Source organism: Pelagimonas varians (assembly GCF_003208435.1).
GTDB lineage: Bacteria > Pseudomonadota > Alphaproteobacteria > Rhodobacterales > Rhodobacteraceae > Pelagimonas > Pelagimonas varians.
This window is the reverse complement of record NZ_QKMF01000009.1, coordinates 1-11,595: the sequence shown is the minus strand read 5'-3', so window position 1 is coordinate 11,595 and position 11,595 is coordinate 1. Positions and strand designations below refer to the sequence as shown.

Annotated in this window: 14 protein-coding genes; 6 read left to right on the top strand and 8 right to left on the bottom strand. The window is 54.7% G+C overall.

The window, feature by feature from the left end:
• The first annotated feature begins 164 nt into the window (after positions 1-164).
• Positions 165-905 (top strand): MlaA family lipoprotein, encoded by a 741-nt coding sequence (locus tag C8N36_RS12880; protein WP_245910807.1) that lies wholly within the window; start codon positions 165-167, stop codon positions 903-905.
• Between the two features lies 1 nt (position 906).
• Positions 907-1,500 carry an MlaC/ttg2D family ABC transporter substrate-binding protein gene (locus C8N36_RS12875; protein ID WP_176527099.1) on the top strand — a complete coding sequence of 198 codons (594 nt, stop codon included), beginning with the start codon at positions 907-909 and terminating at the stop codon, positions 1,498-1,500.
• 69 nt (positions 1,501-1,569) lie between these two features.
• Here the strand turns inward: C8N36_RS12875 and C8N36_RS12870 are convergent, their stop codons facing one another.
• Positions 1,570-3,741 (bottom strand): transglycosylase domain-containing protein, encoded by a 2,172-nt coding sequence (locus tag C8N36_RS12870; RefSeq protein WP_097805222.1) that lies wholly within the window; start codon positions 3,739-3,741, stop codon positions 1,570-1,572.
• 282 nt (positions 3,742-4,023) lie between these two features.
• Between C8N36_RS12870 and C8N36_RS12865 the strand changes: the two genes are divergently transcribed.
• The 3 genes from C8N36_RS12865 to C8N36_RS12855 all read left to right on the top strand — a co-directional run bounded on the left by C8N36_RS12865 (position 4,024) and on the right by C8N36_RS12855 (position 6,240).
• Positions 4,024-4,362 carry a P-II family nitrogen regulator gene (locus tag C8N36_RS12865; protein WP_097805223.1) on the top strand — a complete coding sequence of 113 codons (339 nt, stop codon included), beginning with the start codon at positions 4,024-4,026 and terminating at the stop codon, positions 4,360-4,362.
• Positions 4,363-4,406: 44 nt separating this feature from the next.
• Positions 4,407-5,729, top strand: coding sequence for an ammonium transporter (amt, locus tag C8N36_RS12860; RefSeq protein WP_097805224.1), 1,323 nt, complete (start codon positions 4,407-4,409; stop codon positions 5,727-5,729).
• Between the two features lie 304 nt (positions 5,730-6,033).
• Positions 6,034-6,240, top strand: coding sequence for a cold-shock protein (locus C8N36_RS12855; protein WP_097805225.1), 207 nt, complete (start codon positions 6,034-6,036; stop codon positions 6,238-6,240).
• Positions 6,241-6,397: 157 nt separating this feature from the next.
• Here the strand turns inward: C8N36_RS12855 and C8N36_RS12850 are convergent, their stop codons facing one another.
• The 4 genes from C8N36_RS12850 to pgsA form a co-directional block, all read right to left on the bottom strand.
• Positions 6,398-7,165: a FadR/GntR family transcriptional regulator gene (locus C8N36_RS12850; protein WP_097805226.1), complete on the bottom strand. Its 768-nt coding sequence runs from the start codon at positions 7,163-7,165 to the stop codon at positions 6,398-6,400.
• Between the two features lie 62 nt (positions 7,166-7,227).
• On the bottom strand, positions 7,228-7,668 hold the full coding sequence (locus C8N36_RS12845) for a molybdenum cofactor biosynthesis protein MoaE (protein WP_097805227.1): 441 nt from the start codon (positions 7,666-7,668) through the stop codon (positions 7,228-7,230).
• 1 nt (position 7,669) lies between these two features.
• Complete coding sequence (gene moaD, locus C8N36_RS12840; RefSeq protein ID WP_097805228.1) at positions 7,670-7,915, bottom strand: molybdopterin converting factor subunit 1; 246 nt, start codon at positions 7,913-7,915, stop codon at positions 7,670-7,672.
• Between the two features lies 1 nt (position 7,916).
• Positions 7,917-8,582 carry a CDP-diacylglycerol--glycerol-3-phosphate 3-phosphatidyltransferase gene (pgsA, locus tag C8N36_RS12835; protein WP_097805229.1) on the bottom strand — a complete coding sequence of 222 codons (666 nt, stop codon included), beginning with the start codon at positions 8,580-8,582 and terminating at the stop codon, positions 7,917-7,919.
• A 103-nt stretch (positions 8,583-8,685) separates the two neighbouring features.
• Here pgsA and C8N36_RS12830 point away from each other — a divergent pair, with 103 nt between their 5' ends.
• Positions 8,686-9,096, top strand: a complete 411-nt coding sequence (locus tag C8N36_RS12830; RefSeq protein WP_097805230.1) for an META domain-containing protein — start codon at positions 8,686-8,688, stop codon at positions 9,094-9,096.
• Here the strand turns inward: C8N36_RS12830 and recO are convergent.
• From recO to era, 3 genes are all read right to left on the bottom strand, one after another.
• The gene (gene recO / locus C8N36_RS12825) at positions 9,062-9,793 is read right to left on the bottom strand and encodes a DNA repair protein RecO (protein WP_097805231.1); all 732 of its coding nucleotides are present in this window, start codon (positions 9,791-9,793) and stop codon (positions 9,062-9,064) included. The genes C8N36_RS12830 and recO overlap by 35 nt on opposite strands.
• Positions 9,794-9,896: 103 nt before the next feature.
• Complete coding sequence (locus C8N36_RS12820; RefSeq protein ID WP_097805232.1) at positions 9,897-10,226, bottom strand: DUF1491 family protein; 330 nt, start codon at positions 10,224-10,226, stop codon at positions 9,897-9,899.
• On the bottom strand, positions 10,226-11,134 hold the full coding sequence (gene era / locus C8N36_RS12815) for a GTPase Era (RefSeq protein ID WP_097805258.1): 909 nt from the start codon (positions 11,132-11,134) through the stop codon (positions 10,226-10,228). Before era ends, C8N36_RS12820 begins: the two co-directional genes overlap by 1 nt.
• Positions 11,135-11,595 lie beyond the last annotated feature (461 nt).

Sequence of the window (11,595 nt, the reverse complement as noted above, 5' to 3'; positions counted from 1 at the left end):
CTGCTATACATTCTAGGCGGCATGTCGCCAATGTGCCACAAAACAATTGAAATAGGGTGTTTGGCTTGGGTCTTCTGGTCTATCACACTACATAGATTTTTTTAAGCTATGGGAGCGTCCGGCTAACCCAAAATTTTAGGAGAGGTTTGCGGGATATGGGTTTGATGCGCGGGTCCATACTGATTTTGGCCCTTGGAATGGTCAGCTCTTGCGGTTGGCTTCAGCCTGATAGCACTCCGGGTGATGGTATTCACGACCCAAGTGAGGCGATGAACCGGCAAGTCCACCAATTCAATCTTATGGTTGACGACAAGATGTTTCGTGGTGATGGCCCGAGCATCGCCGAAGCTGTTCCGAGGCCTGTGTACGAAGTGACGGGAAATGTTGCCGAAACGCTTTCACTGCCGGGGGTCGTTGTCAACGATGTGTTGCAGGGCAAGTTGAACGAAGCGACCCGGAATTCTGTCCGGCTCATCGTGAATGCAACCATGGGTCTTGGCGGCCTGATGGATGTCGCCGCTGACATGGGGCTGCCCGAAGACGAAACAGATTTCGGGGAAACTCTGGCTGTTTGGGGCGTATCCGAAGGGGGCTATGTGGTTTTGCCAATTTACGGTCCTTCGAATGATCGCGATGTGGTGGGGCAAGTTGTGGATCTGCTCATCAACCCGATTGCCTATGTTGTCAGTGTCCCTGCCAGTTTTGTTGGACCTGTGCTTGAGCTGGTTGATGATGTCGGTGATCGGCAGATTTATGGCGATACGTATGATTCAGTGCTGCACGAAAGTGCGGATTCCTATAAACAAATGCGCCTCATTTATTTGCAAAACCGCCGTTATGAATTGGGCGAAGAAGCGGTCGGGGAAGATATCGACCCCTTGGAGCTGGATACGAAAGGATTTTAAGATGCAGTATGTAAACCGTCGGATGTTTGTTGCGGGCGCGGCAGCCGTTTCCGTTATGCCAGCTCAGGCTTTTGCTTTGAACGAAAAACAAGCCGGTGCTTTGGTTAACAGTTTGGTCGGTGACATCAACAAGGTCATCGATTCCGGTAAATCCGAAGCAGCGATGATCAAAGAGTTCGAGAAAATTTTCAAGCGTTACGCCGATTTGCCCTATGTCGCTGCCTATGCGATGGGCGTGGATGCCCGCCGGGCAACTGCCGCTCAAAAGAAGGCGTTCACCACGGTGTTCACCGGATATATTTCGCGTAAATATGGTCGCCGTTTCCGAGAGTTTATCGGCGGTCGTCTGGAAATGTCCAAGGTCCGCAAGGTTAAGAACTATTATGAGGTAACCACCATCGCGCATCTGCGCGGTGAGGCCCCGTTTGATGTGTCCTTCCATGTCTCGGACCGGTCCGGCAAGGATCTTTTCTTTAATATGTTCATTGAAGGCGTGAACATGTTGCTGACTGAGCGGTCTGAAATCGGTTCGATGCTGGACAAGCGGCGCGGCGATATTGACGCCATGATATCTGATCTCAAAAAAGCCGGTTAATTCGCTGTGGTGATTGAATAGAAGGGCCGGGAATTTCCGGCCCTTCTTTAGTTGGCACCTTTGGGCGGATCAGTTGCCGCCGAGCAGGCCGCGCAGGACATCGTTCAACGACTCTTTGACGGTTTTAGGTTGCTGTCCAACCTTCGGTTGCGCGGGGGCAGGCTGCGGTGCTGGAGCTTGAACTACGGGCACCGGGGCCTGCGAGGGCAGGGGGCGGACAGGCAGTCCTTCATGGATCTGCGTCATCACCGCTTGCCAGATTTCTGCAGGTAGCCCGCCACCCGTCACACCTGTCAAAGGGGTGTTATCGTCGTATCCCATCCAGACTCCGGCAACATAGTCTGCGGTAAACCCGACAAACCATGCGTCACGGGATTCTTGGCTGGTTCCCGTCTTGCCTGCGGCTGGCCGCCCATCAAGGGCCGCGCGGCGGCCTGTTCCTTCGGATACCACCTTTTCCATCATCCAGATCAGTTCGGCTGCGGCTTGAGGCTGGATCACCCGCTCGCCAATGCCGCCTCCCGTGCCCATCAAAGGCGAGTCGTCACCGCGCAATCGCAAATCGGTCAGCCCGTAGGGGGTGACGGAGGAGCCGCCATTCAAAATGCCTGCATAAGCGCCGGTCATTTCAACCAAGGTCGCTTCGGACGTGCCGAGCGCCATGGCGGGAGTGTCTTGCAAATCGCGGTGAATGCCAAAGTCGCGGGCAACGCGCATGACCAAATCGCGTCCGACAGATTCTGAGATCTTGATGGCCGGAATGTTCAACGATTGCTTGAGCGCATCGGCCAGCGTGACGCGGCCCTTGAATTTCTTGGTGTAGTTTTGCGGGCACCATTTGCCCGATCCGGGGATCGTCATGCAAAACGGTTCGTCCACGACGATATCCAGCGGGCTATACCCCAATTCCAGCGCTGTGGCGTAGATGAAGGGTTTGAAGGCTGATCCGGTCTGGCGCACCGCTTGGCTGGCCCTGTTAAACAAGCCGGATGCATCGGTATCGCGCCCGCCAATCATTGCGCGCACCGAACCGTCAGCGGACATAACAACCACAGCAACTTCGGCCTTGGACCCTTTGCGCACCTTTTCGGCAAAAACCTGGTTCACTGCTGCCGCCGTTGCGGCTTGCAGGCGTTGATCAAGCGTTGTGCGGATTAAAACGTCTTCGGTGGTGTCGCGGGTGAAAAACTCTGGCCCTGACTGAATGACCCAATCGGCGAAATAGCCACCTGTGGACATGGTGGCCTCGGCGGCCAAAGTGGCAGGGTTGTCTTGAAAATGTCGGGTCTCTTCGTCAGTCAGCATCCCTTGTTCGTTCATCAAGCGCAATACTGTGGCAGCGCGATCTTGGCTGCGTTTCAGATTTGAGGTCGGGGCCAAACGGGTCGGCGCGGTGAGCAATCCTGCGATCATCGCAGATTCAGCAGGCGTCAGGATTGCGGCAGTTTTGTTGAAATACCGCTTTGCTGCGGCTTCGGCTCCATAGGCTCCGCCGCCCATATAGGCGCGGTTCATATAGATGGAGAGAATCTCGTTCTTTGTGTACTTGCTCTCCATCGCCATGGAGTAGATTGCCTCCTTGATTTTTCGACTCATCGATCCTTGTCGGCAGTCGTTGACGTATTCGGCTTCGTTTTTCCATTCGGTTGGATCGTAAACGGAGCCCAAGCACAGGAGTTTGGCGGTTTGCTGGGTGAGCGTTGAGCCGCCGTGCCCTGTTAGCGGGCCGCGTCCTTCGCTCAGGTTAATCCGCACAGCGCTGGCGACGCCGCGCGGGCTGATGCCGAAATGGCTGTAGAACCGTCTGTCTTCGGTTGCCACAATCGCGTTCCGCAGGTGCGGAGATACGGTTTCCGCGTTTACCGCACCGCCGAATTGATCGCCGCGCCGCGCAAATACGACACCGCCACGGTCTAATAGGGTAACAGATCCGCGGGCGCGCCCATCCACCAACTCAGAGACTTCGGGCAGACTGCTGCGGACATAAAAGACAGCCGTGCCAATCACCATCGCCAGCACAAGCGACGCAAAAACAGTTGTGCGCCAGATCAAGCGCCAAACCCAAGCGAAGATGCCGGTGAAAAACCGGACGATAAAGTTTTGTTTGCGTGCCGGTTTGCGCCGCGTGGGTTTGCGGCGGCTAGGGCTTGGCTTTTTCGGGGCGGCTTTTTTCTTGGGCGCAGAGCGTGCATATCGCTTGTCCGCAACCAACTTACCGGGTTTTCGTCCTGAACTGCTCATCAATCGTACCTGCTTGGTATCTGTTCGCGTTTTAGCGTTTGCCCGATTCTATCTGTTAATTTGGGGAATGTTGACCACCCCCATGTGGCACATACACTTTTTGTTTAGCTTAATTTTTGTGCGACAATCGATGTGTGCGCATTTTTTGTGCGCTCTTTCCGGAAAAGTGCCCGTTTTTGCGGCTTCGCACTTCTAAATAGGCCTCCAAGGGGTTCTTTCTGCAAGTGCGAAATACACGAGGGGCGCTGAGGCGCTACCCCGCTGAGACGAAAGGGACACACGGTGAAACTGATCATTGCAACGATCAAGCCATTCAAACTCGAAGAGGTGCGCGAAGCACTGACAGACATCGGGGTGCGCGGCATGATGGTAACGGAAATCAAGGGCTTTGGCTCTCAGTCCGGCCATACCGAAATCTATCGCGGCGCAGAATACGCTGTGAACTTTGTACCCAAGATCAAGCTGGAGATCGTTGTTGCGGCCTCCATGGCGGATCAAGTGGTCGAAACTGTCAAATCAACCGCTCAGACGGGCAAGATCGGCGACGGCAAGATCTTTGTTCTGGACGTGGCGCAGGCCGTGCGTGTGCGTACCGGCGAAATGGATGGGGACGCGCTGTAACGCGCTCCTTCAAACTATCTCCTGACATTCAAGGGAAGAAACGAATGACAAACTACAAGACAATCGCCGCGGCGGCTGTTCTGCTGGCACTGCCCTCGCTGGGTATGGCACAAGAGGCAGACGTGACGCCCCCCAACTCCGAAGTTGGGTTCATCTTTACAACCTTCATGTTCCTTGTCGCCGGTTTCCTGGTGTTCTGGATGGCCGCCGGTTTCGCAATGCTCGAAGCTGGTCTGGTGCGCTCCAAGAACGTCACGATGCAGCTGACAAAAAACATCGCGCTTTTCGCCATTGCGGCGATTGCCTACTACGTTGTCGGCTACAATCTGATGTACCCTGGCGACGGTTGGTCGGTTGACGGCATCCTGGGTGCCTTTGCCATGGCCGAGCTTGAGCCAGTCGGTCTTGAGGGTATGGAACCTGACCTGACATACGCGTCGGTTGGTTCGGACTTCTTCTTTCAGCTGATGTTCTGCGCGACAACCGCGTCGATCGTTTCAGGCACCTTGGCCGAGCGTATCAAGCTGTGGCCCTTCCTTGCCTTTGTTGTTGTTCTGACAGCATTTATCTACCCAATCCAGGCTTCTTGGAAATGGGGCGGCGGTTTCCTTGATGCCGGTGGGTTCCAGGATTTCGCGGGTTCGACTGTTGTGCATTCGGTTGGCGGCTGGGCTGCTTTGGCTGGCGCGCTTCTGCTTGGTCCACGGATCGGCAAATACAAAGGTGGCCGTACGATCCCGTTCATGGGCTCTAACCTGCCGCTGGCAACTTTGGGTACATTCATCTTGTGGCTGGGTTGGTTTGGTTTCAATGGCGGCTCGCAGCTGTACATGGACACAGCTGGCAACGTTGCAGACATTAGCCGTATCTTCTCGAACACCAACACAGCGGCTGCTGGTGGTGCGATCGCAGCCCTGCTTCTGACACAGCTTCTGTACAAAAAGGTCGACCTGACCATGGTACTGAACGGTGCGTTGGCTGGTCTGGTTTCGATCACTGCCGAACCTCTGACCCCAACACTGGGCGAAGCGACATTGATCGGTGCCGTTGGCGGTGTGATCGTGGTCTTCGCGGTTCCGATGCTGGATAAGCTGAAGATCGACGACGTAGTTGGTGCTATTCCAGTTCACCTGCTGGCAGGTATCTGGGGCACAATCGCGGTTGTCCTGACCAATGATGCAGCCTCGCTGGGTCAGCAGCTCTATTCCATCGTTGTTGTCGGTATCTTCACCTTCGTAGTCAGCTTTGTGATCTGGTTCTTGCTGAAGATGACAGTCGGCATCCGAGTTGGCGAAGAAGAAGAGATCACCGGTCTCGATATGGCGGAGCTGGGCATGGAAGCCTACCCAGAGTTCTCCAAGAGCTAGGCTGAGAATCACATGACTTTAGAGGCCTGGATGGAAACATCCGGGCCTTTTTCCGTTTCTAGGGCAGGCCATGCGCTCCTTGATTGTGGTTTTGTATGTTGCTGGAATGCTTTATCCGGCCAAATTGCGCCTATTCCGCTGGATGAGGTGAAAAAAGACTTTCCTTTTGCCTTGGCAGATTCTAGATTGCGCTTGCTACATTATCACTATCGGCCACACTGCTCCTTTCGGCTCAGTCATTCGATCTTGCACTGATAAAGCCGCTCTGTCGCATTCCGCGGACAGGATTACTAGGAGACTTACAATGGCTAATGGCACTGTAAAATGGTTCAACACAACTAAAGGCTTCGGCTTTATCGCACCAGACGGTGGTGGCAAGGACGTGTTTGTACACATTTCTGCCGTTGAACGCGCTGGTCTGACCGGCCTGTCCGACAACCAGAAAGTGACTTTCGACATCGAGCCCGGCCGTGACGGTCGTGAGAGCGCGTCGAACATCGCACTGGCCTAAATTGTCCCGACGGACGTTTAGCTAAGAATTTTAAAGGGCTCATCAGAAATGATGAGCCCTTTTGCTATTGATCCATTTTGCTGTTGCTCCATCCATCGGGTGCCAGAGGGCGTCGCGACTAGGCGAGCAATCTTTTTGCAAGGTCTGCGCAGCTTGCTTAGCGGTGATGTTCGCGTTCCAACCGTTGCTTGGCGATGACTTCGTTCTGTTCTGTCTTGCGGTTGGAATAGAGCGAGGTTTCCACAAACGTCAGGTGATCTTCTACGGCTTTTCGGGCTGCTACAGGATCGCGGGCTTGTAGGGCGTCATTTATCAGCTTGTGCTGATCTAGCAGGTTGTCGCGGGTCGTACGTTGCCGGAACATGATGGTTCGGTTGTAGAACACGCCTTCGCGCAACAGCTGATACATGGACCGCATCATATGCAGCATGATCACATTGTGGCTGGCCTCAATAATGGCCAGATGGAAATCCGCATCTAAACGGGCTTCATCTGCCGGGTTCCGTTTGGAATGCACGGCGCACATCTTGTCATAGATCTTTTGGATCACTTCGAGATCTGTGTCGCTGCCAAAGCGGGCGGCCCGTTCGGCGGCCAGACCTTCCATATCCCGCCGGAACGACAGGTAGTCAAACACGGCTTCGTCGTGATTTGCGAAGAGCCGGGTCAGAGCTTCGGAAAAAGCCGAACCCAAAAGCTCTGTTACAAAAATTCCGGCTCCGGCGCGTGTCTCTAGCAGTCCACGGTCCTGAAGGGTTGCGACGGCCTCGCGCAGGCTGGGGCGTGAGACACCCATTCGGTCCGACAGTTCCCGCTCTGATGGGAGCCGTTCACCCGGTCGCAAGATGCCGCGCAAAATCAGCAGCTCGATTTGATCGACCACAGCAGAAGAAAGTTTTTCGGGTTTGACCGGAGTAAAGGGCATTGGAAACCTGCAATGAATTGGTCAGGTCAGTTTACCAACAGTGCGACCGTCTTGCCAAGTGTTTACCAGCGTTTCAGCGCAGCTTCATCTTCGTCTTTGGCGGCAACCCAACCTGCATCGCTTTGGGTGTGTTCTTTTTTCCAGAACGGCGCGCGGGACTTGAGGTAGTCCATCAGGTATTCCGCCGCTTCAAAGGCGTCTTTACGGTGGCGTGCGGCGGTTGCGACCATCATGATCTTTTCGCCTGCCCCCATGCGGCCATAGCGATGAATGACCAGCGCGTCCCCAAGCGACCAGCGTTCAACAGCCTCCGCTGCGATTTTCTCGAGCGCTTTCTCGGTCATGCCGGGGTAGTGTTCGATTTCCATGACATCCAAGCCACCAGCGATGTCGCGGACGATGCCTGCAAAAGTGACAATCGCACCCATATCGTGGCGACCGTCAGCAAAGGCTTCGGCTTCGATGCCATAGTCAAAGGGTGATTCTTGGACGATGACGCGCATATCAGCCCCCGGTCATGGGGGGGAAAAACGCCACTTCGCGCACACCCTCCAGCGGTGAATCAAATTCCGATAGCTCTTGATCCAAAGCGACTCGCAGGGCGGACAAATCAGCAAATGCCGCCTCATAGCGGTCTTCGCGGGCGCGCAGTTCAGCAATCAGATCGTTGACCGTCGCTGCGGATGTTTCAATTTTTTCCTTCGGCAGGCCGATACGTTCGCGCACCCAAGCAAAATACAAAACGTCCATCTTAGCTATCCTCTTTGAGCAACGGCTGCGCTTTTCGGAAGTAATCCCAGCCGGTGATCAGGGTTAATGCCGCAGCAATCCAAAGCAGCCCAAGGCCAAGGTATCCGGTCCATATGCTGCCAAGATATTTCCAACGCAGGCCAAGCACGTCTTCTTCGCGGCCTTCCATGATGTCGGCTACTAGCGCGTTGTCCATCCCAAAGGCAGACATACCAAAGTAGTGCTCAAACACCCCTTGAGAAAACAGAACCGCAATCGCAACCATTTGCGCAGTGGTTTTCCATTTCGCCAATGTCGTGACTTTGAGCGTGCCGGCGACGTCCCCAAGATACTCACGCAGCCCCGATACAAAGACTTCGCGGAACAATATGACCGTGGCAGGGAGAACCAGCCAAGGCGACATTGACGAAAATCCGACGATGACCATCAGGGCAATGGCCACCATCGCTTTGTCAGCGATTGGGTCCAGCATTGCGCCTAGTTTGGTCTCTTGCTTCCAAGTGCGCGCCAGATGCCCGTCAATCCAATCGGTCAACGCGGCCGACACAAACAGCAATAGCGCGGCCCAATCTGCGAAGGGGCGAGAGAAATACAAAAACATCACTGCCAAAGCGGGGGCAGCGACGAGGCGCATGGCGGTCAATATATTCGGTATGTTCCAAGTCATTAAGGTCTTACTATCGTGTAATGGGCAGCTGCGAAAGGTGCCTGTTGGGTAGTGCGCAAAGCGTCGCGGCCTTACGTTTGGTATCCGTCCAAGGGAGAGTGTGATGATGAGACTGGCAATTGCAACCAGCTCGCTGTTGGCATCAGGCTGTGTGAGCCTTGAAAACGTCAACTTCTATGGAGGTGTTGGGAAAGTTTGGACCTTGTCCAGCATTGATGGAGCGCCGGCACCCGCTGGTACAGATCTGCGGATTGGTCATTTGGGTGCGCTGAGTGGCCATTCTGGCTGCAATACGTGGCAGGCCAAAGACACATCCGTTTACCCTTGGTTCGAAGTCGAGACAATTTCAACGACACTGACGGCATGTCCGGAACAGGCGGCCGAGCAAGAGTTCTATGAAGCCCTCAAGGCCATGACAATCGCCGAGGTTGTGGGTGAGACTTTGATCTTGTCTACGATCGAAGGCCGGGAAATGCTGTTCAAGTCTGTTTCGGGCGAGACAAGCGCTCGATAAACCGCGCTCGGGCAGGGGGCAGGGGGCGGTCCCGCAAGGCCTTGGCCATATGATGCTCTACGAAGTGGCCAGTTGTTTGCAGCGCAGTTATGATTTCAGTGTCATCCATAGGGCTTTGACCATGTAGAACCGGTGGCAAAGGCAGCAGGTGGTCTACCCATTCGCCTGCACCAGATGCGGTGACAGCCCTACCTGTGCGAGGCGATACATATATTAGGTTATCGTTTGATCCGGTGACGGCGCAACGCCCCAGATCCAATCCGAACCCCATGTCGTCCAGCAGCCGGACTTCCCAACGCAGGTAAGCCAAAGGCCAGACGTCGGGCTGTCCAAGCAAATCCAGAAGTGTTTCGGTTTTTTGATACAAATCGGGATGTGGTTCCCGGTCGGGCAGGCAGAAAGACAAAAGCGAGGTGACCGCGTTCAACCCTGCAAGGGACAATCGATCACCCATAGCTGCGGCTGCGCGCGACCGGATCGGCTCGATTGTGAATGTACCCAATTGGCTTTCAAGCCGGGCGCGCCAGCTCAGGTCCAATTGCGCGCCGGGTTGGAGGTGTGGGGTGTGTTTGCGCGAAATGCCCCCGCGCAGCACACCACTTTGGCGCCCGTATGACGGGGTGAAGGTCTCCAGAATCACCGAGGTTTCACCGTGTTTTCGGGTGCTTAATAATATGCCTGTGTCGCGCCAATCCATAGCTTCAAATTGACGTCAGTGTTCACAGGTTACAAGGGGGGCGCTGATTGGCATTGGCCCATTGCCCAACGAGAAGCCGGCTTTCGGTGCAAGCATTGGATGCCTAAGCCAGCCCTTCGTCTTGTAAAAGATGGCGGCCAAGCCGGTCTTCGACCTCGATTACCCACAAATCAGAATCAAATCCGCGTTGCTTTGCAATGCTTTGGTCAACATCAGTTTCGGCCCCCGACGAAAGCTCAGTCCACACGCGCTGACCTGACATCAAATCGAAGCTGCGTGTATACGCACAGGCCTGCCCGTCCAATGTGTTGAGTTTGACCAAAACGGCCCCCGCCGTGTCGTCGCCATGGCTGACGACAAAGCCGGGGATGTCCTGAAACCGCAAGCGGGCAAGATAGGCATCCACCCAAAAACGGGCGGTCAATCGGGCCATTACTTGTTTCCGTCGCGGAAATTTAGCCCCATTTCCGAATAGCGCTCTGCTTCTTCCAGCCATTTTTCGCGCACTTTGACTTGCAGGAACAAATGAATCCGGCGTCCAAGGAATTCTTCGAGCTCTTCGCGGGCTGCTTTTGAGATGGCCTTGATTGATTCTCCCTTGTTGCCAAGGATGATGCCCTTGTGGCCGTCGCGGGCGACATAAACGACTTGGTCGATACGTGCAGAGCCGTCTTTTCGCTCCTCCCAGTTTTCGGTTTCGACCGTCAATTGGTAAGGCAATTCTTGATGCAAGCGCAGGGTCAACTTCTCGCGGGTCATTTCGGCGGCAATCATCCGCATGGGCAGATCGGCGATCTGGTCTTCGGGATACAGCCATGGACCCTCAGGCAATTCCGCTGCCAACCAAGTGCGCAGAGCGTCGACTCCATGACCTTTTTCAGCGGAAATCATAAACGTCTCAACGAAATCATACCGTTCATTCAGATCCTGGGACAGCGCTAGCAAGACTTCAGCCTTAACGCGGTCAATCTTGTTGATTGCCAGTGCGATACGGCGTCCTTTGCCAAGTTCCCCGAGACCCTCAAGGATGCGTTTGACGCCATCCGTTACACCCCGGTGGGCCTCAATCAACAAGACGGTGATGTCTGCATCGGCAGCTCCGCCCCAGGCCGCGGCAACCATCGCTCGATCCAAGCGCCGCTTGGGTTGGAACAGGCCGGGTGTGTCCACAAAGACAATCTGGCTTTCACCTTGTATGGCCACGCCGCGAATGCGCGCTCGCGTAGTTTGAACCTTATGAGTAACGATCGAGACCTTGGCCCCCACCATTCGATTGGTCAGTGTGGATTTGCCCGCATTGGGCTCTCCGATCAGGGCGACGAATCCGGCGCGAGTGGTCATAGCTTGGGGCTTCTCCATTAAAGCAGACGCTGTGGGATAGCGCATGGCGCGGCGGTTGCCAATGAGGCTAGACACTAGGTCAAACATATCGGAGCTATTGAGGGCCGGAGCGTCCGAATGAACAGCGAGCATATATAGTGTCTACCGCCCGTACGATGTGACAAGGGTTTAATATGTGCGGGTCTGGGCGGGAACCCGACATAAACAAGGCAAGGGGCCGAGACGAATCGTCGGCGAGATTCCAAAATTCTGATTGTGATAGTAGTTGGCAAGTGCAGGTGCGCTAAATGTGGTGTTGGGCGAATCTCTTTGTGGACCACACCAGACGTCCTTGAGGGTTGGGATCGATTCAAATGAGACTTGATCTTCCATTAACTAATTGATTTCAATTGATTTTCGTGAAAGTTTCAAAAAAGGGAGTAGTTATTGCGAAAAGGGGTTGCGGGCGTATTGAGTTGGAA

Excerpts from the sequence above, each read along its gene's own strand:
- C8N36_RS12880 (WP_245910807.1), top strand. The coding sequence starts at position 165 with ATGCGCGGGTCCATACTGATTTTGGCCCTTGGAATGGTCAGCTCTTGC.
- C8N36_RS12875 (WP_176527099.1), top strand. The coding sequence starts at position 907 with ATGCAGTATGTAAACCGTCGGATGTTTGTTGCGGGCGCGGCAGCCGTT.
- C8N36_RS12870 (WP_097805222.1), bottom strand. The coding sequence starts at position 3,741 with ATGAGCAGTTCAGGACGAAAACCCGGTAAGTTGGTTGCGGACAAGCGA.
- amt (WP_097805224.1), top strand. The coding sequence starts at position 4,407 with ATGACAAACTACAAGACAATCGCCGCGGCGGCTGTTCTGCTGGCACTG.
- C8N36_RS12855 (WP_097805225.1), top strand. The coding sequence starts at position 6,034 with ATGGCTAATGGCACTGTAAAATGGTTCAACACAACTAAAGGCTTCGGC.
- C8N36_RS12850 (WP_097805226.1), bottom strand. The coding sequence starts at position 7,165 with ATGCCCTTTACTCCGGTCAAACCCGAAAAACTTTCTTCTGCTGTGGTC.
- C8N36_RS12845 (WP_097805227.1), bottom strand. The coding sequence starts at position 7,668 with ATGCGCGTCATCGTCCAAGAATCACCCTTTGACTATGGCATCGAAGCC.
- moaD (WP_097805228.1), bottom strand. The coding sequence starts at position 7,915 with ATGGACGTTTTGTATTTTGCTTGGGTGCGCGAACGTATCGGCCTGCCG.
- pgsA (WP_097805229.1), bottom strand. The coding sequence starts at position 8,582 with ATGACTTGGAACATACCGAATATATTGACCGCCATGCGCCTCGTCGCT.
- C8N36_RS12830 (WP_097805230.1), top strand. The coding sequence starts at position 8,686 with ATGATGAGACTGGCAATTGCAACCAGCTCGCTGTTGGCATCAGGCTGT.
- recO (WP_097805231.1), bottom strand. The coding sequence starts at position 9,793 with ATGGATTGGCGCGACACAGGCATATTATTAAGCACCCGAAAACACGGT.
- C8N36_RS12820 (WP_097805232.1), bottom strand. The coding sequence starts at position 10,226 with ATGGCCCGATTGACCGCCCGTTTTTGGGTGGATGCCTATCTTGCCCGC.
- era (WP_097805258.1), bottom strand. The coding sequence starts at position 11,134 with ATGACCACTCGCGCCGGATTCGTCGCCCTGATCGGAGAGCCCAATGCG.